This is a genomic window from Pseudomonas sp. WS 5079, from assembly GCF_012985465.1.
Classification (GTDB): domain Bacteria; phylum Pseudomonadota; class Gammaproteobacteria; order Pseudomonadales; family Pseudomonadaceae; genus Aquipseudomonas.
Genome location: NZ_JAAQWN010000004.1, coordinates 478,332 through 499,446, shown reverse-complemented (window position 1 = coordinate 499,446; position 21,115 = coordinate 478,332). Strand labels below are relative to the sequence as shown.

The following is a 21,115-nucleotide window of genomic DNA, read 5'->3' as shown; positions in this document are numbered from 1 at the left end:
GGAGCTGGCTTGCCTGCGATGGCGGTGGGTGAGTTGCCAGAAACAGTGGCTGGACTGCCGCTATCGCGGGCAAGCCCGCTCCCACAGGGGATCTCACTGAGGCAGAGAATTTTGGCCCCACCACAGATCAAGTGTAGGAGCTGGCTTGCCTGCGATGGCGGTGGGTCAGTTACCAGAAACAGTGGCTGGACTGCCGCTATCGGGAGCAAGCCCGTCCCACATTGGAACTCGGTGCTCCATACCGCTAAAATGCCCGGCTTTTCGTCACACACCTTTTTCGCGGATCCAAGCGCCATGGGCACCCTTACCGTCAATCAGAACAAACTGCAAAAACGCCTGCGGCGCCTGGCCGGTGAGGCTGTCGCTGACTTCAACATGATCGAGGAGGGCGACAAGGTCATGGTCTGCCTGTCCGGCGGCAAGGACAGCTACACCATGCTGGACGTGCTGATGCACCTGCAGAAGGTCGCGCCGATCAAGTTCGACATCGTTGCCGTCAACATGGACCAGAAGCAGCCCGGGTTCCCCGAGGACGTGCTGCCGGCCTACCTCAAGACCCTGGGCATCGAGTACCACATCGTCGAGAAAGACACCTATTCGGTGGTCAAGGAACTGATCCCGGAAGGCAAGACCACCTGCTCGCTGTGCTCGCGCCTGCGCCGTGGCACCCTGTACACCTTTGCCGATGAAATTGGCGCAACCAAGATGGCCCTGGGTCATCACCGCGACGACATCGTCGAGACGTTCTTTCTCAACATGTTCTTCAACGGCTCCCTCAAGGCCATGCCGCCCAAGCTGCGCGCCGACGACGGCCGCAACGTGGTGATCCGCCCGCTGGCGTATTGCAACGAGAAGGACATCCAGGCCTACTCCGACTTCAAGCAATTCCCGATCATCCCCTGCAACCTCTGTGGCTCCCAGGAGAACCTGCAGCGCCAGGTGGTCAAGGACATGCTCCAGGAGTGGGAGCGCAAGACGCCGGGGCGCACCGAAAGCATCTTCCGCAGCTTGCAGAACGTGATCCCGTCGCAACTGGCCGACCGCAACCTGTTCGACTTCACCAGCCTGCGCATCGACGAGACCGCCGCTTCGCGCTTCGTCAACATTGTGAACCTCTGAGTCTTTTCCAGGCTCTGACAGACGGCGCTCATAGGCGCCGTTTTCATTTCAACCCGTAGGAGAGGGCATGCGCGATTACAAATGGCTGCACGAATACTGTCTGAACCGCTTTGGTTCGGCGGCCGAGCTCGAAGCCCACCTGCCTGTGCCCAAGACGCCGGCGCAATTGCGCCAGATCAGCGATGACCGCTACCTGTCGACCCTGTCGCTGCGGGTGTTTCGCGCCGGGCTCAAGCACAGTGTGGTGGACGCCAAGTGGCCGGCGTTCGAGCAAGTGTTCTTCGGCTTCGATCCCGAGAAGGTCGTGTTGATGGGCGCCGAGCACCTTGAGCGGCTGATGCAGGACACGCGGATCATCCGCCACCTGGGCAAGCTCAAGAGCGTGCCGCGCAATGCGCAGATGATCCTCGATGTCGAGCAGGAGAAGGGCAGCTTCGCGGCGTTGATCGCCGACTGGCCGGTGACCGATATCGTCGGCCTGTGGAAATACCTGAGCAAGCACGGCCACCAGTTGGGCGGGCTGTCGGCGCCGCGCTTTTTGCGCATGGTGGGCAAGGACACGTTTGTGCCGAGCTACGACGTGGTCGCGGCGCTGAATGCGCAGGAGATTGTCGACAAGGCCCCCACCAGCCTGCGGGACCTGGCGACGGTGCAGGCGGCGTTCAACCAATGGCACGCCGAGAGCGGGCGGCCGATGTGCCAGTTGTCGATGATGCTGGCGTTTACCGTCAACCATTGAGACCGCGGTGCTGCCATCGCAGGCAAGTCGAATCGTCGCACCACCGTAGCTCCCACATTTGGAATGCATTCCCCTGTGGGAGCTGGCTTGCCTGCGATGGGGGCCTGGCTGGCCCCACATACCCCTCAGGCTGGCTGACCTTCCCCCGCCAACCGCCGATTCAGCTGGAACCGCCAGCGCACATACAGCAGCGCCGTGCAGAACACCGCCAGGCTCGCCAGCATCTCCAGCACGCCAAACCACTGGCGGTTCGGGTCATAGGCCGCCAGGGCGCCCTTGATGAAATACAGATTCACCACAAAGCACATCCACGAATGCCCGCGCGCACTGCCCATGAGCATGCCCGGCGCGAGGATCAGCAACGGCACCAGTTCGATCAGCAAGATCACCCAGGGCCGCGCGCCATGCAGGTCGGCGACCAGCAGGTAGTACACGCAGAGCAACCCCACCAGGCCCAGGAACGCCAGCAGGCTCAAGGCCCGTGCCACTTTGACCCGGGGTTCCAGCCAGGCCTGGGCCGGCAGGACTTTAGGCTTCTTGGCCACGGCCACTCTCCAGTTTCGCCGCAGTTTTCGCCAGGCGTAGGCCCAGGGCGCGGCACAACGCGATTTCATGGGGGTCCAGGGCGCGTTTGCCGTCAGCGCCGGAATGGTGGCTGGCGCCGTAGGGCGTGCCGCCGCCCTGGGTGTCGAGCAAGGCCTGTTCGCTGTAGGGCAGGCCGGTGATCAGCATGCCGTGGTGCAGCAACGGCAGCAGCATGGACATCAAGGTGGTTTCCTGGCCGCCGTGCAGGCTGGCGGTCGAGGTGAAGACCCCGGCTGGCTTGCCGACGAGGGCGCCGGTCAGCCACAGGTTACTGGTGCCGTCGAGAAAGTACTTCAGCGGCGCGGCCATGTTGCCAAAACGCGTCGGGCTGCCCAGGGCCAGGCCCGCGCAGTTCTTCAGGTCGTCGAGGCTGGCGTAGAGTGCGCCTTCGGCGGGGATGCTCGGGGCGACGGCCTCGCATTCGCTGGAAATCGCCGGCACAGTGCGCAGGCGCGCTTCCAGGCCGCCTTGCTCGATGCCCCGGGCAATTTGCCGGGCCATTTCGCTGACCGAGCCGTTGCGGCTGTAATACAGCACCAGGATGTAGGGCGCGCTCACGGCAGAAGCTCCAGGATGTTTTCCGGCGGACGGCCAATCACGGCCTTGTCGGCGGTGGCCAGGATCGGCCGTTCCATCAATTTGGGATGGGCGGCGATGGCGGCAATCAACTGCGCCTCGCTGAGGCTGGCGTCGGCCAGGTTGAGGGTCTTGTATTCGTCTTCGCCGGTGCGCAGCAATTGCCGGGCGCCGATCCCCAGCTTGCCGAGCAGGGCTTCAAGCTGCGCGGCGTCCAGCGGTGTTTCCAGGTAACGCACCGCGTTGGGCGTGAGGCCACGGGCTTGCAGCAGTTCGAGCGCACCGCGGGATTTCGAGCAGCGCGGGTTGTGATAAAGCGTCAGATCGGTCATGTGCGGGTCGCATCTTGCGTAAGGTGGCGGGTATTCTACCCGCGCTGCGGCGTGTCCTTAAACCGTAAGAGGCGATCGGCCGCAGCCCACGTTCATTTTTGCTAAGGATTACCCCATGACACGGCGACTGATAGGCGCACTGGCAGTTATCACCACACTCCTGCTCAGCGGCTGCGGCAATGATTATGGCGTTGACCAATACGGCCAGAAAGTCGCGTCCGAGCGCGTCGACAAACAATGGTTGGTGATCAATTACTGGGCCGAATGGTGTGGCCCGTGCCGCATCGAGATCCCCGAACTCAACGCCCTGGCCGAGCAACTCAAGGGCCAGCCGGTCAGCGTGTTCGGCGTCAACTTCGACAATGTGCAGGGTGAAGAGCTCAAGAGCGCCAGCGAGAAGCTGGGCATCAAGTTCACCGTACTGGCGCAGAACCCCGAGGCGATTTTTGATATCCCGCGCAGCGAAGCGTTGCCGGTGACCTACATCATTGATGACAAGGGCAAGGTGCGGGCACAGATGTTGGGCGAGCAGACGGCGGCGGGCGTATTGGCCAAACTCAAGGAACTGCGCGGCTAAACCCCTTGCAGGAGCCGGCAAGCCGGCTCCTGCTGGGTGGTCAGCCTTCTTCCAGCCACAAGCGCAGTGGCTTGCCTTCGGCAGGCCAGAAGCGGGTCTGCTCGATGGGCGAGATGTCCCAGCGTTGCACGGTTTGCAGGGCCTTGAAGAAGCGCTGCTCCTGCTCCATCAGGGCTTCGGCACACAGCTTGCGGGTGCTGCCGATCTTGCCAAAGCTGAGTTTGTCACCGTCCAGGCTGTACGGTGCGAACCAGTGGTTGCAGCCGCCATTGCCATAGGCCCGCCCATCGGCTCCGAGGGTCACGGTCAGGTGGGCGTAGTCCATCAGGGGCCGTTCGCCGATCCATTCGACGATGTAGCTGTGATCCTGCTTGAGCTTGACCTCATCGCTGGCGCAGCCGGCAAGGCCTGCGCCCAGCGCTGCGACCATCAGCAGGCTCTTCATGGCGCGGCCTGCTGGCATTTCGGGCAACGGTGCTTGTCGCCGACGGTGGCCCAGCCCAACTCGGCAATGCGCGCAGTGGCGGCCGGTTGCAGCGGTTCCTTGGTCAGTTTGGTTTCTACCGAGAACTCAAACTCCAGCACGGCGTCGCAGCTGTCGCAATTGACCTTCCAGGTGTGAATCTCCAGTTCGCCGAACTTCGGCCCCTGCGCCATGGCCACCCATTGCCCGGCCGGGCGGATGGAGTAGCGCGCATCGCCTTCGACGGTCAGGCGCATCGACAGGGTCTTGCTGCCGCGCAAGGTGACGATCAGCACATCGCCATGCTTGATCGAGCCACCATTGCCGGTGACTTGGTAACGACCCGGCACCAGGGCGCGGCATTCGATCAGGGTGTGTTGTGGGCTCAGCAAACTGAAGCGGAAATCGTGTTCGGCCATGGATCCTCCAAATAGGCGCGGCATCCTATCACGCTCGTCTGTTTACCATGCGTGCGGTATGTGACCGTTGATCATCCGTGCACCAGGTTTTGTGGCTGGCCGTTGGCCCAGGCCTGGATATTGGCCAGGGTGGTCCCGGCAATCGCCGCCAGCGCCTCGCGCGTGAGGAATGCCTGGTGCGCGGTGATGATCACGTTGGGGAAAGTCAGCAGGCGCGCCAGTACATCGTCCTGCAAGGGCAGGTCCGAGCGGTCCTCAAAAAACAGCTGGGCTTCTTCTTCGTACACATCCAGGCCCAGGTAGCCCAATTGCCCGTCCTTGAGAGCTTCGATCAGCGCCGGGGTATCCACCAGGCCACCGCGCCCGGTATTGATCAACATCGCCCCCGGCTGCATATGGGCCAGGGATTGCGCATTGATCAGGTGCTTGCTGTCGGCGGTCAGCGGGCAGTGCAGGCTGATGATCTGCGCCTCGGCCAGCAGTTGGGGCAGGCTGACATAGCACGCGCCAAGGGCTTCGACCTGCGGATTGGGATAGGGGTCGTACGCCAGCAAGGTGCAGCCAAAGCCAGCCATGATCTTGGCAAAGGTCGCACCGATCTGCCCGGTGCCCACCACGCCCACGGTCTTGCCCACCAGGTCGAAGCCGGTCAGGCCGTGCAGGCTGAAGTCGCCGTCGCGGGTGCGGTTGTAGGCGCGGTGCAGGCGGCGGTTGAGGGCCAGTACCAGGGCCACGGCATGTTCGGCCACCGCGTGGGGCGAGTACGCCGGCACGCGCACGATGGTCAGGCCCAGGCGCTTGGCGGCGGCCAGGTCTACATGGTTGTAGCCGGCCGAGCGCAGGGCGATCAGTTGCGTGCCGCCGGCGGCCAGGTGTTCGAGCACCGGGGCGCTGAGGTCGTCGTTGATAAACGCACAGACCACTTCGTGCTTGTCGGCCAGGGCCACGGTGTCGAGGTTCAGGCGCGCCGGTTGGAATTGCAGCTCCATGCCTGCGGGCAAGGGTTGGGCAAGGAAACTGTCGCGGTCGTAGGTCTGGCTGCTGAAGAGGATGATGCGCATCAAAAGGCTCCCTGCAAAATAGCGTGTGGTGACACAAATCCTGTAGGCACCGGCGTAGCGGCGCCTACAGGAGATGTTGCCCATGATTGGCGTTGGGCGTGTTGCTCTGCATCAGGCGTTGACCCGCGCTTCGCTGGCCAGGCGGGCAATGGCCAGGTCCAGCTCATCGAGGGCGGCCATGGCTTTGGCGTCATCCTGCTTGAGCAGGGTTTCGGCGCGTTGGCAGGCTGCACGCAATTGCGGCACGCCGCAGTAGCGGGTGGCGCCGTGCAGGCGGTGTACCCGTTCGATCAGCGCGTTATTGTCGTTGGCTTCGCGGGCAACGCAGACCGCCTCACGGTCGGCCTCCAGGGACGCCAGCAGCATGGCCAGCATATCGGCGGCCAAGTCAGCCTTGCCGGCCGCCAGGCGCAGGCCTTCCTCATGGTCGAGTACCGGCAGTTGCGCGGCGGGGCCGTGGCCTTCGACGGCGCGTTCCGGGCCCTGGTTGCGCAGGGCCAGGCCGGTCCATTTGAGCACCACCTGGGCCAGTTGCCGTTCGCTGATGGGTTTGGTCAGGTAGTCATCCATGCCGCTTTGCAGCAGGGCGCGCTTTTCATTGGCCATGGCGTGGGCCGTCAGCGCGACGATAGGCAGCGGCGTGCCGTGGCGCTCGCTTTCCCACTGGCGAATCGCCTCGGTACTCTGGCGCCCGTCCATACCGGGCATCTGCACGTCCATCAGCACCAGGTCGAAGGCTTCTTTTTTCACCGCCTCGATGGCGGTATAGCCGCTTTCCACGGCCTGCACCTTGGCGCCCATGTCTTCGAGCAGGGTTTGTACCAGCAACAGGTTGGCCGGGTTGTCGTCGACACACAGTACCCGTGGCGCGCGGCTGGACAGCGGCTCGCCCGGTTCGCTGCGCAACGGCCGCGGGCTGATCAGGTCGGACAGCGCCCGGCGCAATTTGCGGGTGCAGGCCGGCTTGGCCTGCAACTGACTATTGGGGTTGGGCACCGACAGGTTGAAGAGCATCTGCTCGGTGGTCGGGCACAACACCAGCACTTTGCAGCCCAGGTGTTCGAGGTCCCACAGGTGTTGGTTGAGGCGCTCCGGCGGAATGTCGTTGGCGGTGATGCCCAGTACGGCCAGGTCGATCGCCTGTTCGGTCTGGTGTGCGCTGGTAATGCCGTTGGTCAGGTTCTCCAGGCTGTTGAACGGCGTGACCTCCAGGCCGCAGTCTTCCAGTTGGTGTTGCAGGGCCTGGCGCGCCAGTTCGTGATTCTCCAGCACCGCCACGCGCCGGCCCAGCAGCGGCGGGGCGGGCAGGTCTTCGATATCGTCGCGGGTCTTGGGCAGGTTAAGGCTGATCCAGAACTCCGAACCCTGGCCCGGCGTGCTGTCGACGCCAATTTCACCGCCCATCTGCTCGATCAGGCGCTTGGAGATCACCAGGCCCAACCCAGTGCCACCGGGCTGGCGCGACAGCGAGTTATCGGCCTGGCTGAAGGCCTGGAACAGGGCGCGCACATCCTGGTTCGACAGGCCGATGCCGGTGTCCTGCACGCTGATGCGCAATTGCACGCTGTCTTCCTGTTCGTCTTCGAGCATGGCGCGGGCGACGATGGTGCCTTCGCGGGTGAACTTGATGGCGTTGCTGACCAGGTTGGTGAGGATCTGCTTGAGACGCAGCGGGTCGCCCACCAGCGATAGCGGCGTATCGCGGTAGACCAGGCTCACCAGCTCCAGCTGTTTGGCGTGGGCGGCCGGGGCGAGGATGGTCAGGGTGTCTTGCAGCAGGTCGCGCAGATTGAACGGGATATTGTCGAGCACCAGCTTGCCGGCTTCGATTTTCGAGAAGTCGAGAATTTCGTTGATGATGCCCAGCAGGTTGTCGGCGGACTTTTCGATGGTGCCCAGGTAATCCAGCTGGCGGGGCGACAGCTCGCTTTTCTGCAACAGATGGGTGAAACCGAGGATGCCATTGAGCGGCGTGCGGATTTCATGGCTCATGTTGGCCAGGAACTCCGACTTGATGCGGCTGGCCTCCAGGGCTTCCTTGCGGGCCAGGTCCAGCTCGATGTTCTGGATCTCGATGGTTTCCAGGTTCTGGCGCACGTCTTCGGTGGCCTGGTCGATGCTGTGTTGCAGTTCTTCCTGGGCATTTTGCAGGGTTTCGGCCATGCGGTTGATGCCGGACGCCAACTGATCCAGCTCCTGGCTGCCCAGGGGCGGCAAGCGGGTTTCCAGGTTGCCATCCTTGAGCTGCGCCACCGCTTGTTTGATCTGGCCGATGGGCGAGTTGATCGTGCGGCTGATGCGCAAGGCCAGGGCGGCGGTGCAGATCAGGCCGATGGCGATCAACATCAGGCTGGCGAACAGGCTGCGATAGCCGCGCAGCAGCATGCCGTTATGGGACAGTTCCAGCTCGACCCAGCCCAGCAGGCGATCGGCTTCGTCGGGGATCAGCTCGCCAGCGAGGTTGCGATGACGGCCGAACACGGGCAGCAGGTAGCGGGTGGCGTCATTACCGGTGCGTTGCAACAGGTGCGAGCTGTTGCCGATGGGCGGTTGGTTGAGCATGGTCGGGCCGGCATGGGCCAGGGGCGTGCGGTCGGGCGCCAGGAAGGACACGGCCCGTACATCGACTTGTTCCAGGGACTGGGTGGCGATGCGTTCCAGCAGATCGGTGTTCTTGTTGCCCAATGCCGGTGCCACCAGCGGCGCCAGCTGTTCGGCGATCATCTCGCCGCGATTGAGCAATTGGGTTTGCAGGTCCGAGAGCTGCATCCAGGTGAAATAACCGCCCAAAAGCAATGCCATCAGGCTGGTAGGCAACAAGGTCAGCAACAGTACGCGGCCTTTTATCCCCATTCTTCTTAGCACGCCACTCTCCTGCTACCACACTGATGTCGAGATTCTACGCAGGCATCCGGCCTGCGCCACCTGCGCAGTGTAGCCATATGAGGGGCTTGGAATCTTGCAAAAGATGCTTGAGGGGGCAAGGCGCTGGCTTGTCGGGTTGCTGCATCGCGGCGCTGGCGCCAGCAAGGCCCCTCGGCGACTACCGATTACGCTGCTGGCGTTTTTTCCACTGATGACCCACCCACCACCGCCAGTACACCATGGTCAGGCAGTACGCCAGCGCGCCCAATACCAGGCCCATCACCACCGAGCCCAGCAGGAACGGCTGCCACATGGTCGACAGTTGCCCGCTGATCCATTCCCACGTCAGTTCATCGGGCAGGGTGCGCGGCGGGATGTTCATCAGCCAGGTGCCGGTCATATAGGTGCAGAAAAACACCACGGGCATGGTAATCGGGTTGGTCAGCCATACCAGGCTCACGGCGATGGGCATATTGCCGCGCACGGAGATGGCGAGGACGGCGGCCAACAGCATCTGCAAGGGAATGGGAATGAATGCGGCAAACAGACCGACAGCCATGGCCCGGGCAACCGAGTGCCGATTGAGGTGCCACAGGTTGGGGTCATGGAGCAGCGTGCCGAGAAAGCGTAAGGACTTGTGTTCCCGAATGCTGGTCGGATCGGGCATGTACCGTTTGAATAAGCGCCGTGGCATAAGGGGTCCAGGTCAGTTCGAGGGGCAAGTATGCCCGTATTCTACGAACGGGAAATTCAGACTTTGTGACAAAAAATCATAGTTCGCCTTGAACCACTCGGCTAACACTCGATGGGTCACTTTAAAGGAATGATCCATGCGCACAGGGATGTTTGCGCTGGCGTTGGGGCTGCTGGCGTTGCGCCTGCTGCCTGCCTTGCCGCCGGTCGGTTGGTTGCTGGTCATGTTGGTGGTGGCGTTGATGCTGCTGCCGTTTCGTACTTATCCGCTGGCGCTTTTCCTGTTGGGCCTGGCGTGGGCTTGTTTCAGCGCGCAACGAGCACTGGACGAGCGGCTCGTGCCCGCCCTGGACGGCCAGACCCGTTGGCTGGAAGGGCGCGTCAGTGGGCTACCGCAGCAGGCCAATGGGCTGGTGCGCTTCGAGCTGAGCGACAGCCGGTCACGCCAGGACCGGCTGCCCCAGCGCATCCGGCTGAGTTGGCAGGGCGGCCCGCCAGTGCGCAGCGGGGAGCGCTGGCGTTTGGCTGTCACTCTCAAACGCCCGTCCGGCCTGCTGAATTTCCATGGTTTCGACCAGGAGGCCTGGCTATTGGCCCAGCGTGTGGGGGCGACCGGGTCGGTCAAGGATGGCCAGCGCCTGGCGCCTGCCCGACATGCCTGGCGCGATGGGATCCGCCAGCAGTTATTGGCGGTGGATGCCCAGGGACGCGCAGCCGGACTGGCCGCCTTGGTACTGGGCGACGGCTCCGGTTTGGCCGCCGAGGACTGGCGCATCTTGCAGGACACCGGCACCGTGCATCTGTTGGTCATCTCTGGCCAACATATCGGCCTGTTGTCGGGGCTGATCTATGCGCTGGTGGCCGGCCTGGCCCGTTACGGTTGCTGGCCCAGGCGCTTGCCCTGGTTACCCTGGGCCTGTGGCCTGGCATTCGCCGCGGCGCTGGCCTATGGCGTGCTCGCCGGTTTTGCCGTGCCGGTGCAGCGGGCCTGTGTGATGGTGGGGCTGGTGTTGCTGTGGCGCCTGCGGTTTCGCCATCTGGGGATCTGGTGGCCCCTGCTGCTGGCACTCAATGCAGTATTGATCCTTGAACCCCTGGCCAGCCTGCAACCGGGTTTCTGGTTGTCATTTGCCGCCGTGGCCGTGTTGCTGCTGGCCTTCAGCGGCCGTCTGGGGCCCTGGCGTGCGTGGCAGGCCTGGAGCCGTGCCCAGTGGCTGATCGCTATCGGGCTGTTTCCGCTGCTATTGATACTCGGCTTGCCGATCAGCTTGAGTGCGCCGCTGGCCAATCTGTTTGCCGTGCCGTGGATCAGCCTGCTGGTGCTGCCGTTGGCGCTGGCGGGCACGTTGTTGCTGGCAGTGCCGTGGCTGGGCAGTGGCCTGCTGTGGTTGGCGGGTGGCGCGCTGGATTGGCTGTTCAGCGCCCTGACCTTGCTGGCCGGGCACATACCGGCGTGGCTGCCGGCCGAGGTGCCCGTGGGCTACTGGTTGCTCAGTGTGCTGGGCGCCGTGCTGTTATCGATGCCCAAGGGCATTCCCTTTCGCCTGCTGGGGTGGCCTTTGTTGCTGCTGGCGGTGTTCCCGCCCCGTGAGTCGATCCCGTTGGGCCAGGTGGCGGTGGAGCAACTGGATGTCGGCCAGGGCTTGTCGATCGTGTTGCGCACCCGCAACCACGTGCTGTTGTATGACGCCGGGCCACGGGTGGGGGATTTCGATCTCGGTGAGCGCGTGGTTCTGCCGGCTCTGCGCAAGCTGGGGGTTGGCCAGGTGGACTTGATGCTGCTCAGCCATGCCGACGCCGATCATGCCGGTGGCGCTGCGGCGATCGCGCGCGGGTTGCCGGTCAAGCGCGTGGTGGGCGGGGAAACCCAGGGCCTGCCGGCATTTCTCGATACCCAGGCCTGTGTCAGCGGTGAGCAATGGGAGTGGGACGGCGTGGCGTTTGAGCTGTGGCAATGGGCGGATGCCAGCAATGGCAATGCGAAGTCGTGCGTGCTGCAGGTCCAGGCCAATGGCGAACGGTTGCTGCTGACCGGCGATATCGACCGCGAGGCCGAGCGCGCCTTGTTGGCCACACCCTTGGCGGTCGCCACGGATTGGTTGCAAGTGCCCCATCATGGCAGCCGCAGTTCTTCGTCATGGCCGTTTGTCCAGCAATTGGCCCCCAAGGCGGTGCTGATCTCCCGGGGGCGCGGCAATAGCTTTGGCCATCCGCACCCGCAAGTGCTGGCACGCTACCAGCATTTTCACAGCACCATTTATGACAGCGCCGAGCGGGGCGCCGTGCGCCTGCGCCTGGGGGCTTTCGAGGCGCCGATCATGGCACGCAGCCAGCGTCGTTTCTGGCGTGCGCCTGTCACTGACAGTTACCAAAGGCCGGTACCTGCGACATGATGGCTGTCGGCAGGCAGGTCCTTCCTCGCCAGCCTGTATGCTAAAGTGGCGCACTTTTTCGAGGGGACATTCACTGTGTGGGAATTGGTCAAATCCGGCGGCTGGATGATGTTGCCGATCATTCTGAGCTCCATCGCCGCACTCGGCATTGTTGCCGAACGCCTGTGGACCCTGCGCGCCAGCCGTGTAACCCCTGATCATCTGCTGGGGCAGGTCTGGCGCTGGATCAAGGACAAGCAACTGGACAAGGAAAAGCTCAAGGAACTGCGGGCCAATTCCCCCCTGGGCGAGATCCTCGCCGCTGGCCTGGCCAACTCCAAGCACGGTCGCGAGATCATGAAGGAGTGCATTGAAGAAGCCGCCGCCCGGGTGATCCACGAGCTGGAGCGCTATATCAATGCCCTGGGCACCATCGCCGCAATGGCGCCGTTGCTCGGCCTGCTCGGCACGGTGCTGGGCATGATCGATATCTTCAGCGCCTTTACCGGTTCGGGCATGACCACCAACGCCTCGGTATTGGCCGGGGGCATTTCCAAGGCCTTGATCACCACGGCGGCGGGCCTGATGGTGGGTATTCCGGCGGTGTTTTTCCACCGTTTCCTGCAACGGCGCATCGATGAACTGGTGGTGGGCATGGAGCAGGAAGCGATCAAGCTGGTGGAAGTGGTCCAGGGCGACCGCGATGTCGACCTGGTCGAGGGCAAAGCGTGAAATTTCGCCGCAAGCCCCGGGAAACCGTCGATATCAACCTGGCCTCGTTGATCGATGTGGTGTTTATCCTGCTGCTGTTTTTTGTCGTCACCACCACCTTTACCCGGGAAACCCAACTGCGGGTCGAGCTACCGGAAGCCGTCAGCGGCTCGCCGGCTGAAGACCAGCAGCTCAAGCAACTGGAGATCACCATCAGCGCCGAAGGGGTGTTTTCGGTGAACAACCAGTTGCTTGAGAAAAACGACGTGGCCAGCGTGATGGATGCGCTGCAGAAGGAGTCCGGCGGTGATACACAAATGCCGCTGTCCATTAGCGCCGATGGCAAGACCCCACACCAGGCTGTGATCACCGCGATGGATGCAGCCGGCAAGCTCGGTTTCAGCCATTTGCGCATGACCACCGTCGAGGCGGCGGGGCAACCCTGATGGCCTTGTCCGATCGTTTGCTCCAGGCCTGGTATGACGGCCACCCGGCGCTCAAGCTCCTGCAACCTCTGGAGGCACTCTATCGCCGGGTGGTCAGGCGCAAGCGCGAGCGGTTCCTGGCGGGCGAGGGCACGATCTATCAAGCGCCGGTGCCCATCGTGGTAGTCGGCAATATCACCGTGGGTGGCACGGGCAAGACGCCGTTGATCCTGTGGTTGATCGAGCATTGCCAGCGCAGTGGCCTGCGGGTCGGCGTGGTCAGCCGTGGCTACGGGGCCAAGCCTGCGCAGTTGCCATGGCGAGTGCAGGCTAGCGACAGCGCTCAAGTGGCCGGCGACGAGCCGTTGTTGATCGTGCAGCGCAGCGGCGTCCCGCTGATGATCGACCCCGATCGCAGCCGTGCGGTGCAAGCCCTGTTGGCCAGCGAGACCCTGGACCTGATCCTCTCCGACGACGGCTTGCAGCATTACCGCCTGGCCCGTGACCTGGAACTGGTGCTGATCGACAACGCCCGTGGCCTGGGCAATCGCCGCTGCCTGCCGGCCGGGCCGTTGCGCGAGCCGGTCGAGCGCCTGCACAGCGTCGATGCCCTGCTCTATAACGGCGCCGGGGCTGATCGCGAGGACGGCTTTGCTTTCCGTCTGCTGCCGACCACGCTGGTCAACCTGCTGACCGGCGAGCGCCGGCCGCTGGACCATTTTCCCGTGGGGCAGCAGGTGCATGCGGTCGCCGGTATCGGCAACCCGCAACGTTTCTTCAATACCCTTGAAACGCTACACTGGCGGCCGATACCCCATGCGTTTGCCGACCATGCGCCCTACAGCGCCGAGGTCCTGAATTTTACGCCGTCACTGCCGCTGGTCATGACTGAAAAGGACGCGGTGAAGTGCCGCGCCTTTGCCCAGGCACACTGGTGGTACCTTGCAGTTGATGCGGCACCGTCACCGGCGTTTATCGCCTGGTTCGACACGCAACTGATGCGTCTGCTGCCCGCTCGACTTTTGCCTTAAAACGCTTTTATCCAGGAAACCCCCATGGACACCAAACTGCTCGATATCCTCGCTTGCCCGATCTGCAAAGGCCCGCTCAAGCTCAGCGCCGACAAGACCGAGCTGATCAGCAAAGGCGCTGGCCTGGCATACCCGATCCGCGATGGCATCCCGGTGATGCTGGAAAGCGAAGCCCGTACCCTGACGACCGACGAGCGCCTGGATAAATGACCACTGCCTTCACTGTTGTCATCCCCGCGCGCTATGCCTCTACCCGCCTGCCCGGCAAGCCGCTGCAGATGATCGGCGCCAAGCCGATGATCCAGCTGGTCTGGGAGCAGGCCTGCAAAAGCAGCGCCCAGCGCGTGGTGGTGGCCACTGACGACCTGCGGATCATCGAGGCCTGCAAGGGGTTTGGCGCCGAAGCAGTGCTGACCCGTGAAGACCACAACTCCGGCACCGACCGCCTGGCCGAAGTCGCCACGCACCTGGGCCTGGCGCCGGACGCCATCGTGGTCAACGTGCAGGGTGACGAACCGCTGATCCCGCCGTGTGTCATCGACCAGGTCGCCGCCAACCTGGCCGCCCATGCCGAAGCGCGCATGGCGACCCTGGCCGAACCTATCGAAGACATCCAGACCCTGCTCAACCCGAACGTGGTCAAGGTGGTCAGCGACATCAATGGCCTGGCCCTGACCTTCAGCCGTTCGACCCTGCCCTGGGCGCGCGATGAGTTCGCCAAGCAGCGTGACGTATTACCGGCTGGCGTACCTTATCGTCGCCATATCGGCATTTACGCCTACCGCGCGGGCTTCCTGCATGACTTCGTCAGCTGGGGCCCGTGCTGGCTGGAAAACACCGAGGCACTGGAACAACTGCGAGCCCTGTGGCACGGCGTGCGCATTCATGTCGATGATGCGCTGCAAGCCCCGCCAGCCGGCGTCGATACGCAGGAAGACCTTGAGCGCGTGCGTCGGTTGCTGGGGGCGTGATGGAAGTCCTGTTTGTCTGCCTGGGCAATATCTGCCGCTCGCCCACCGCCGAAGGCGTGCTGCGCCACAAACTGCGGGCCGCCGGGCTGGCGGACCGGGTCGAGGTGGCCTCTGCCGGTACCGGTGAATGGCATATCGGCAAGGCGCCGGACAAGCGCAGCCAGCAAGCAGCGCTGCGCCGTGGCTACGACTTGTCGGCCCAGCGTGCGCAGCAAGTGTCGCGTGCCGACTTTGCGCGCTACGACCTGATCCTGGCCATGGACCAGAGTAACCTGCGCAATCTCAAGGCTATGCAGCCGGCCCAAGGCAAGGCGGAGCTGGATCTGTTCCTGCGCCGCTACGACTCGGCGGTGGATGAAGTGCCGGATCCGTATTACGACGGCGAACAGGGTTTCGAGCAGGTCCTGGACCTGATCGAGGCCGCGTGCGACTTGCTGGTGATCGAGTTGAAGGGGCGGTTATGAGTCTGGATGTGCAGCCCCAGGTTTCCCTGAAGGCCTTCAACAGTTTTGGCATCGATGTGCGTGCGCAGTTGTTCGCCGAGGCCCATAGCGACGCCGATGTGCGCGAGGCCCTGGCCTATGCGGCCGCGCAACAGTTGCCATTGCTGGTGATCGGTGGCGGCAGCAACCTGCTGCTGACCCAGGATATCCCGGCGCTGGTATTGCGCATGGCGACCCAGGGTATCCGCGTCCTGCACGAGGACGCCCAGCAGGTTGTGGTGGAAGCCGAGGCGGGTGAGGCCTGGCATCCTTTTGTGCTGTGGACCCTTGAGCAAGGGTTCTCTGGCCTGGAAAACCTCAGCCTGATCCCCGGCACTGTCGGCGCCGCGCCGATGCAGAACATCGGCGCCTACGGTGTCGAGATCAAGGATGTGTTCGCCGGCCTGACCGCCCTCGACCGCCAGAGCGGCGAGTTGCGCGATTTCAGCCTGGCAGAGTGCAACTTCGCCTATCGCGACAGCCTGTTCAAACACGAAGTGGGGCGCTGGTTGATCCTGCGGGTGCGCTTTGCCTTGAGCCGCGTCGCGCACCTGAAGCTCGGCTATGGCCCGGTGCAGCAGCGCCTGGCCGAGCAGGGCATTACCCAGGCGACCCCCAGCGATGTCAGTCGGGCCATTTGCAGCATTCGCAGTGAAAAACTGCCCGACCCTGCGGTCCTGGGCAACGCTGGCAGTTTCTTCAAGAACCCCTTGGTGCCCCAGGTGCTGGCGGCGCAATTAAAGCTGCAATATCCCGATCTGGTGGCTTATCCCCAGGCTGATGGCCAAGTGAAACTGGCGGCTGGCTGGTTGATTGAAAAGGCCGGCTGGAAAGGCTTTCGCGACGGTGATGCCGGCGTGCATCGCTTGCAGGCGCTGGTGCTGGTCAATTATGGCGCGGCCACCGGGCTGGATATTGCCAGCTTGGCCCAGCGCATCCAGAGCGATATCGCCGAGCGCTTCAAGGTCGAGTTGGAAATGGAGCCCAATCGTTATTGAGCTACGCTTCTAGCCTGTTGAACCAAGCCCTGCATTGCAGGGCTTTTTTGTTAATGCTGGGTTAACTTAGCAGGCTAACGATGCCTGTTTATTGTTCGATAGACGCTGTTTATCAAAGGCCCGGTGAAGACCTGTCTTCACAAGAGAGCCCGATTAGCCTGAGCCATCTGTGTGAACCGACTCCGCTCCTTTGAAAGCGGCAGATAGCTCGACCCCATAATCCAATCACTATGCGGGCGTGCCCATGATTACTCTCAAACTCAACGGTCAAGATCATCCGCTGGATGTCACCGAGGACATGCCCCTGCTGTGGGCGATCCGCGACGTGGCGGGTTACAACGGCACCAAGTTCGGTTGCGGCATGGGCCTGTGCGGTGCCTGCACCATTCATATCGACGGCTCGCCGGCGCGCAGTTGCATCACGCCCATCGGCTCGGTCAAAGGGCAGAACGTCAGCACTATCGACAACCTGCATAACGACCCGATTGGCCAGGTGGTGCAGCAGGCGTGGCTGGACACCGCAGTGGCGCAATGCGGTTACTGCCAGGGCGGGCAGATCATGTCGGCCACGGCCTTGCTCAAAACCAACCCCAACCCCAGCGATGCGCAGATTGAAGAGGCGATGGTCGGCAATATCTGCCGTTGCGGCACCTATAACCGCATCAAGACGGCGATCCGCCAGGCCGCGACCCACTTGCAGGAGGCCAAGGCATGAGCCAGTTGCCGAGCAATTTCGCCCTGAACAACCTCAGTCGCCGTGGGTTCCTCAAGGGGGTCGGCGCCACCGGTGCGCTGGTGGTGGCTGCCAGTTGGGGCTTGCCCCAGGCCTTTGCCGCCGAGGCCAAGCAATACGGCGGGGCCGCGATGCCCCATGGGGTGGTGGATGATCCCAAGGTCTATGTCAGCATCGCCACCGACGGCACCGTCACCGTGATTTGCAACCGCTCGGAAATGGGCCAGGGCGTGCGCACCAGCCTGACCATGGTGGTGGCCGATGAACTGGAGGCCGATTGGGCGCTGGTGAAGGTTGCGCAGGCACCGGGCGATGAAGCGCGTTTTGGCAACCAGGATACCGACGGTTCGCGCAGCATGCGCCATTGGTTCGAGCCGATGCGCCGGTGCGGCGCCGCCGTGCGAACCATGCTGGAACAGGCCGCTGCCGAGCAGTGGCAAGTCCCGCTGGGCGAATGCCGGGCGCAGTTGCATAAAGTGATTCACCAGCCCAGCGGCCGCGAACTGGGCTATGGCGCCCTGGCCGCAGCCGCCGGTGCGCTGGCGGTGCCGGCGCGCGACAGCCTGCGGCTCAAGCAACCCTCGGAATTTCGCTATATCGGCAAGGAAGCCACCAAGGCCATCGACGGTGCCGATATCGTCAACGGCCGGGCGGTGTACGGCGCCGATGTGCATTTTGACGGCATGCTGTTCGCGACCATTGCGCGGCCCAAGGTGTATGGCGGCAAGGTCAAGTCGTTCGATGCCAGCGCGGCGTTGAAAGTCCCGGGGGTGATCAAGGTCCTGCAAATCGAAAGCCGGCCCTTGCCCTCCGAGTTCCAGCCATTGGGCGGCGTGGCGGTGGTGGCCAGCAACACCTGGGCGGCGATCAAGGGGCGCGAAGCGTTGCAGATTGTCTGGGAGGACGGCACCAATGCCGGCTACAACTCCATCGATTATCGCAAGACCCTGGAAGCGGCGGCCCTCAAGCCCGGCAAAGTGGTGCGCAATACCGGCAGCATCGACCAGGCCCTGAGCGATGCCGACAGCACCCTCGAAGCCGCGTATTACTTGCCACACCTGGCGCAGTCGCCGATGGAACCGATGGTTGCCGTGGCCCGCTATCAAGACGGGCAATGCGAGGCCTGGGCCCCGAGCCAGGCGCCACAGGTCACCCGCGAACGGGTGGCCGAGCGCCTTGGCCTGCCGTTCGATAACGTCACGATCCACGTCACCCTGTTGGGCGGCGGTTTCGGGCGCAAGTCGAAACCGGACTTCATCATCGAAGCTGCGGTGCTGGCCAAGGAGTTTCCCGGCAAGGCTGTGCGCGTGCAGTGGACCCGTGAAGACGATATCCATAACTCCTACTTCCATACCGTCTCCGCCGAGTACCTCAAGGCCGGCCTGAACAAGGACGGCATGCCTGCCGCCTGGCTGCACCGCACCGTGGCACCCAGCATCACCGCGTTGTTTGCGCCAGGCATGAACCACGAGGCGGCGTTCGAGCTGGGCATGGGTTTTACCAACATGGCCTATGCCATTCCCAATGTGCGCCTGGAAAACCCCGAGGCTGCTGCCCACACCCGCGTGGGCTGGTACCGTTCGGTGTCGAACATCCCCCACGGGTTTGCCATTCAGAGTTTTGTCGATGAACTGGCGCACAAGGCTGGCCAGGATCCGCTGAAATATCAACTCAAGCTGCTGGGCCCGGATCGTCAGATCGATCCGCGAACCTTGAGCGAAGAATGGAACTACGGCGAGTCCCCCGAGCGTTATCCGATTGATACCGCGCGCATGCGTGGCGTGCTGGAAACCGCGGCCAAGGCTGCCGGCTGGGGCCGTGCGCTGCCCAAGGGGCGTGGCCTGGGGCTGGCGGTGCACTACAGCTTCGTGACCTATGTGGCGGCGGTGATCGAGGTCGAGGTCAAGGATGATGGCACACTGATTGTGCGCAAGGCCGACATCGCCGTGGATTGCGGCCCGCAGATCAACCCGGAGCGCATCCGCTCGCAGTTCGAGGGCGCGTGCGTCATGGGCTTGGGCAATGCGGTCCTGGGGGAAATCAGCTTTAAGGATGGCAAGGTCCAGCAGGACAACTTCCATATGTATGAAGTGGCGCGCATGTCCCTGGCGCCCCGGGAAATCGCCATACATTTGGTCACCCCAACAGGTGAGGTGCCCTTGGGCGGCGTCGGTGAACCGGGTGTGCCGCCGATTGCGCCGGCGCTGTGCAATGCGATATTTGCCGCCACCGGCAAGCGTATCCGCAACTTGCCCGTGCGTTATCAGCTACAGGGCTGGCAGCAGGAGGCGAAGGCCTGATGGACAGCGTGGATCTGAATGTCCTGCGCAGCGTGCTCGAATGGCGCCGCGCCGGGCAGCGGGTGGTGCTGTACAGCGTGGTCCAGACCTGGGGCAGCGCGCCACGGCCGCCGGGGGCGATGCTGGCCCTGCGCGGCGACGGGGTGGTGATTGGCTCGGTGTCCGGTGGCTGCATCGAGGATGATCTGATCGCCCGGCTGCATGATGGCCGCTTGCCTGATGACGGGCCGCCGGTGCAACTGGTGACCTATGGCGTCACCCGCGATGAAGCGGCGCGCTTTGGCCTGCCATGCGGCGGCACCTTGCGCCTGACGGAGGAGCGGGTGGGTGATCCTGCGTGGGTCGCCGAGTTGCTGGCGCGTTGTGAGGCTCATGAAATAGTGGCCCGGGAGTTGGACTTGGCGACGGGCACCGTGCGTTTGAGCGCGGCGAGCAAGTACGACATTGTCAGTTTTGACGGTGGACGCTTGCGGGCTATCTATGGCCCGCGCTGGCGCCTGTTGCTGATCGGTGCAGGCCAGTTGTCGCGCTATGTGGCGGAAATCGCGCGGCTGTTGGATTTTGAAGTACTGATCTGCGACCCACGCACGGAGTTCGTGCATGGCTGGGAAGAACAACACGGGCGCTTTGTGCCGGGAATGCCCGATGAGGCGGTGCTCAATATCCAGACGGACGAGCGCACGGCCATTGTGGCCCTGACCCACGATCCGCGCCTGGATGATATGGCGCTGTTGACCGCGCTCAATTCCCGGGCGTTCTACATCGGTGCCCTGGGTTCACGGGCCAATAGCCGCAAGCGTCGCGAGAACCTGGCGGTGTTGGGGTTGGGAGCCGAGGCGATTGCGCGGCTGCATGGTCCGATCGGTCTTGATATTGGCAGTCATACGCCGGCAGAGATTGCCTTGTCGTTGATGGCGCACATCGTCGCGATCAAGAACGGCGTAGAGCTGTTGCAAGCGAAACCCGTGCGGGAGGCGGTCAGTTGACGAGCGCCATCACCGCCATTGTCCTGGCGGCGGGGCAGGGCAGCCGGTTCCGCGCGTTAAGCGGTCAGGACAAACTGCTGGCGCCTTGTGTGGGGCGTGATGGGGTGAGGCGGCCGGTCTTGGAGCAGGTGCTGGTCAATTTGCCCGCCAGTGTCACCCGGCGTTGGGTGGTCACATCGCCGGGGCGCAGCGAGGTTGTACGCCTGGCGCGCCATTATGGGTGCGAAGTGCTGCTCCTGGATTCGGCGGGCATGGGCGACAGCATTGCGGCAGCGGTGGCCGCCAGTGGCCCCGCGACGGATTGGCTGGTGGTGTTGGGGGATATGCCGTTTATCCAGGTGGCGAGTATTGAGCGGGTGATAGAGCGGGTGGAGGGGGTCAGTGTGCCGGTGCATGCTGGCCGGCAAGGCCATCCTGTTGCGTTTGGCCAGTCACTGGGGCCGGTGTTGATGGGGTTGACCGGGGATTGTGGGGCCAAGGCGCTGTTTGCCCAGGCTGAGGTGCGGGAAGTGCCGGTGGATGATCCTGGGGTGTTATGGGATGTGGATGTGCCGCAATCACTGGAATTCAGGTAGGGGCTGGAAGAGCTGCTCGGGGTGTCAGGTATTTATCCGTCATCGTTAACGACCATCGCAGGCAAGCCAGCTCCCACATGTCGCATAAAAAAGCCCCGCCTG

The 21,115-nt window shown here is 63.4% G+C and carries 23 protein-coding genes; 15 read left to right on the top strand and 8 right to left on the bottom strand.

Features of this window, described 5'->3' with window-relative positions; all coding sequences use genetic code 11:
- Positions 1-294 precede the first annotated feature (294 nt).
- Positions 295-1,119 (top strand): tRNA 2-thiocytidine(32) synthetase TtcA, encoded by an 825-nt coding sequence (gene ttcA, locus HBO05_RS13930; protein ID WP_029299748.1) that lies wholly within the window; start codon positions 295-297, stop codon positions 1,117-1,119.
- Between the two features lie 67 nt (positions 1,120-1,186).
- Positions 1,187-1,858 (top strand): DNA-3-methyladenine glycosylase I, encoded by a 672-nt coding sequence (locus HBO05_RS13925; RefSeq protein WP_057960415.1) that lies wholly within the window; start codon positions 1,187-1,189, stop codon positions 1,856-1,858.
- Positions 1,859-1,983: 125 nt separating this feature from the next.
- On the opposite strand, the gene HBO05_RS13920 is transcribed toward HBO05_RS13925, so the two are convergent.
- Genes HBO05_RS13920 through arsC form a run of 3 tightly spaced genes read right to left on the bottom strand, consistent with a single transcriptional unit; the run spans position 1,984 to position 3,351 of the window.
- Positions 1,984-2,403 (bottom strand): DUF2069 domain-containing protein, encoded by a 420-nt coding sequence (locus HBO05_RS13920; RefSeq protein WP_038442506.1) that lies wholly within the window; start codon positions 2,401-2,403, stop codon positions 1,984-1,986.
- Positions 2,387-3,001 (bottom strand): NAD(P)H:quinone oxidoreductase, encoded by a 615-nt coding sequence (gene wrbA, locus HBO05_RS13915; RefSeq protein WP_169955192.1) that lies wholly within the window; start codon positions 2,999-3,001, stop codon positions 2,387-2,389. The genes HBO05_RS13920 and wrbA overlap by 17 nt, the downstream gene beginning before the upstream one ends.
- Positions 2,998-3,351: an arsenate reductase (glutaredoxin) gene (gene arsC / locus HBO05_RS13910; protein WP_170043765.1), complete on the bottom strand. Its 354-nt coding sequence runs from the start codon at positions 3,349-3,351 to the stop codon at positions 2,998-3,000. The genes wrbA and arsC overlap by 4 nt, the downstream gene beginning before the upstream one ends.
- Before the next feature lie 115 nt (positions 3,352-3,466).
- Between arsC and HBO05_RS13905 the strand changes: the two genes are divergently transcribed.
- Complete coding sequence (locus HBO05_RS13905; protein ID WP_057439622.1) at positions 3,467-3,928, top strand: TlpA disulfide reductase family protein; 462 nt, start codon at positions 3,467-3,469, stop codon at positions 3,926-3,928.
- A gap of 40 nt (positions 3,929-3,968) precedes the next feature.
- Here the strand turns inward: HBO05_RS13905 and HBO05_RS13900 are convergent, their stop codons facing one another.
- The 5 genes from HBO05_RS13900 to HBO05_RS13880 form a co-directional block, all read right to left on the bottom strand.
- The gene (locus HBO05_RS13900; RefSeq protein ID WP_169955194.1) at positions 3,969-4,373 is read right to left on the bottom strand and encodes an META domain-containing protein; all 405 of its coding nucleotides are present in this window, start codon (positions 4,371-4,373) and stop codon (positions 3,969-3,971) included.
- Positions 4,370-4,810 (bottom strand): hypothetical protein, encoded by a 441-nt coding sequence (locus HBO05_RS13895; protein ID WP_169955195.1) that lies wholly within the window; start codon positions 4,808-4,810, stop codon positions 4,370-4,372. The genes HBO05_RS13900 and HBO05_RS13895 overlap by 4 nt, the downstream gene beginning before the upstream one ends.
- A 71-nt stretch (positions 4,811-4,881) precedes the next feature.
- Entirely contained in the window at positions 4,882-5,871 is a 990-nt protein-coding gene (locus HBO05_RS13890; RefSeq protein ID WP_172312913.1) for a 2-hydroxyacid dehydrogenase, read from the bottom strand.
- Positions 5,872-5,982: 111 nt separating this feature from the next.
- Positions 5,983-8,736, bottom strand: coding sequence for a response regulator (locus tag HBO05_RS13885; RefSeq protein ID WP_169955197.1), 2,754 nt, complete (start codon positions 8,734-8,736; stop codon positions 5,983-5,985).
- A 178-nt stretch (positions 8,737-8,914) separates the two neighbouring features.
- Positions 8,915-9,430, bottom strand: a complete 516-nt coding sequence (locus HBO05_RS13880; protein ID WP_169955198.1) for a DUF2062 domain-containing protein — start codon at positions 9,428-9,430, stop codon at positions 8,915-8,917.
- A gap of 136 nt (positions 9,431-9,566) precedes the next feature.
- Between HBO05_RS13880 and HBO05_RS13875 the strand changes: the two genes are divergently transcribed.
- The 12 genes from HBO05_RS13875 (at position 9,567) to HBO05_RS13820 (ending at position 21,013) form a co-directional block, all read left to right on the top strand.
- Complete coding sequence (locus HBO05_RS13875; RefSeq protein WP_262381406.1) at positions 9,567-11,822, top strand: DNA internalization-related competence protein ComEC/Rec2; 2,256 nt, start codon at positions 9,567-9,569, stop codon at positions 11,820-11,822.
- A 75-nt stretch (positions 11,823-11,897) separates the two neighbouring features.
- Positions 11,898-12,533, top strand: a complete 636-nt coding sequence (locus HBO05_RS13870) for a MotA/TolQ/ExbB proton channel family protein (RefSeq protein ID WP_029299724.1) — start codon at positions 11,898-11,900, stop codon at positions 12,531-12,533.
- On the top strand, positions 12,530-12,958 hold the full coding sequence (locus HBO05_RS13865; RefSeq protein WP_029299722.1) for a biopolymer transporter ExbD: 429 nt from the start codon (positions 12,530-12,532) through the stop codon (positions 12,956-12,958). The genes HBO05_RS13870 and HBO05_RS13865 overlap by 4 nt, the downstream gene beginning before the upstream one ends.
- Positions 12,958-13,968, top strand: a complete 1,011-nt coding sequence (lpxK, locus tag HBO05_RS13860) for a tetraacyldisaccharide 4'-kinase (RefSeq protein WP_172312911.1) — start codon at positions 12,958-12,960, stop codon at positions 13,966-13,968. The genes HBO05_RS13865 and lpxK overlap by 1 nt, the downstream gene beginning before the upstream one ends.
- A gap of 24 nt (positions 13,969-13,992) precedes the next feature.
- Positions 13,993-14,178, top strand: a complete 186-nt coding sequence (locus tag HBO05_RS13855) for a Trm112 family protein (RefSeq protein ID WP_003174668.1) — start codon at positions 13,993-13,995, stop codon at positions 14,176-14,178.
- The gene (kdsB, locus tag HBO05_RS13850; protein ID WP_169955201.1) at positions 14,175-14,939 is read left to right on the top strand and encodes a 3-deoxy-manno-octulosonate cytidylyltransferase; all 765 of its coding nucleotides are present in this window, start codon (positions 14,175-14,177) and stop codon (positions 14,937-14,939) included. Before HBO05_RS13855 ends, kdsB begins: the two co-directional genes overlap by 4 nt.
- Positions 14,939-15,403, top strand: a complete 465-nt coding sequence (locus HBO05_RS13845; RefSeq protein ID WP_154842658.1) for a low molecular weight protein-tyrosine-phosphatase — start codon at positions 14,939-14,941, stop codon at positions 15,401-15,403. Before kdsB ends, HBO05_RS13845 begins: the two co-directional genes overlap by 1 nt.
- The gene (murB, locus tag HBO05_RS13840) at positions 15,400-16,419 is read left to right on the top strand and encodes a UDP-N-acetylmuramate dehydrogenase (RefSeq protein ID WP_172312909.1); all 1,020 of its coding nucleotides are present in this window, start codon (positions 15,400-15,402) and stop codon (positions 16,417-16,419) included. The genes HBO05_RS13845 and murB overlap by 4 nt, the downstream gene beginning before the upstream one ends.
- A 244-nt stretch (positions 16,420-16,663) precedes the next feature.
- A complete protein-coding gene (locus HBO05_RS13835) occupies positions 16,664-17,134 on the top strand; it encodes a (2Fe-2S)-binding protein (RefSeq protein WP_076964157.1) in 471 nt (156 codons plus the stop codon).
- Positions 17,131-19,452, top strand: a complete 2,322-nt coding sequence (locus tag HBO05_RS13830) for a xanthine dehydrogenase family protein molybdopterin-binding subunit (protein ID WP_172312907.1) — start codon at positions 17,131-17,133, stop codon at positions 19,450-19,452. The genes HBO05_RS13835 and HBO05_RS13830 overlap by 4 nt, the downstream gene beginning before the upstream one ends.
- Positions 19,452-20,438, top strand: coding sequence for an XdhC family protein (locus HBO05_RS13825; RefSeq protein ID WP_172312905.1), 987 nt, complete (start codon positions 19,452-19,454; stop codon positions 20,436-20,438). The genes HBO05_RS13830 and HBO05_RS13825 overlap by 1 nt, the downstream gene beginning before the upstream one ends.
- Positions 20,435-21,013: a nucleotidyltransferase family protein gene (locus HBO05_RS13820; RefSeq protein WP_178123923.1), complete on the top strand. Its 579-nt coding sequence runs from the start codon at positions 20,435-20,437 to the stop codon at positions 21,011-21,013. The genes HBO05_RS13825 and HBO05_RS13820 overlap by 4 nt, the downstream gene beginning before the upstream one ends.
- The last annotated feature ends 102 nt before the right edge of the window (positions 21,014-21,115 follow it).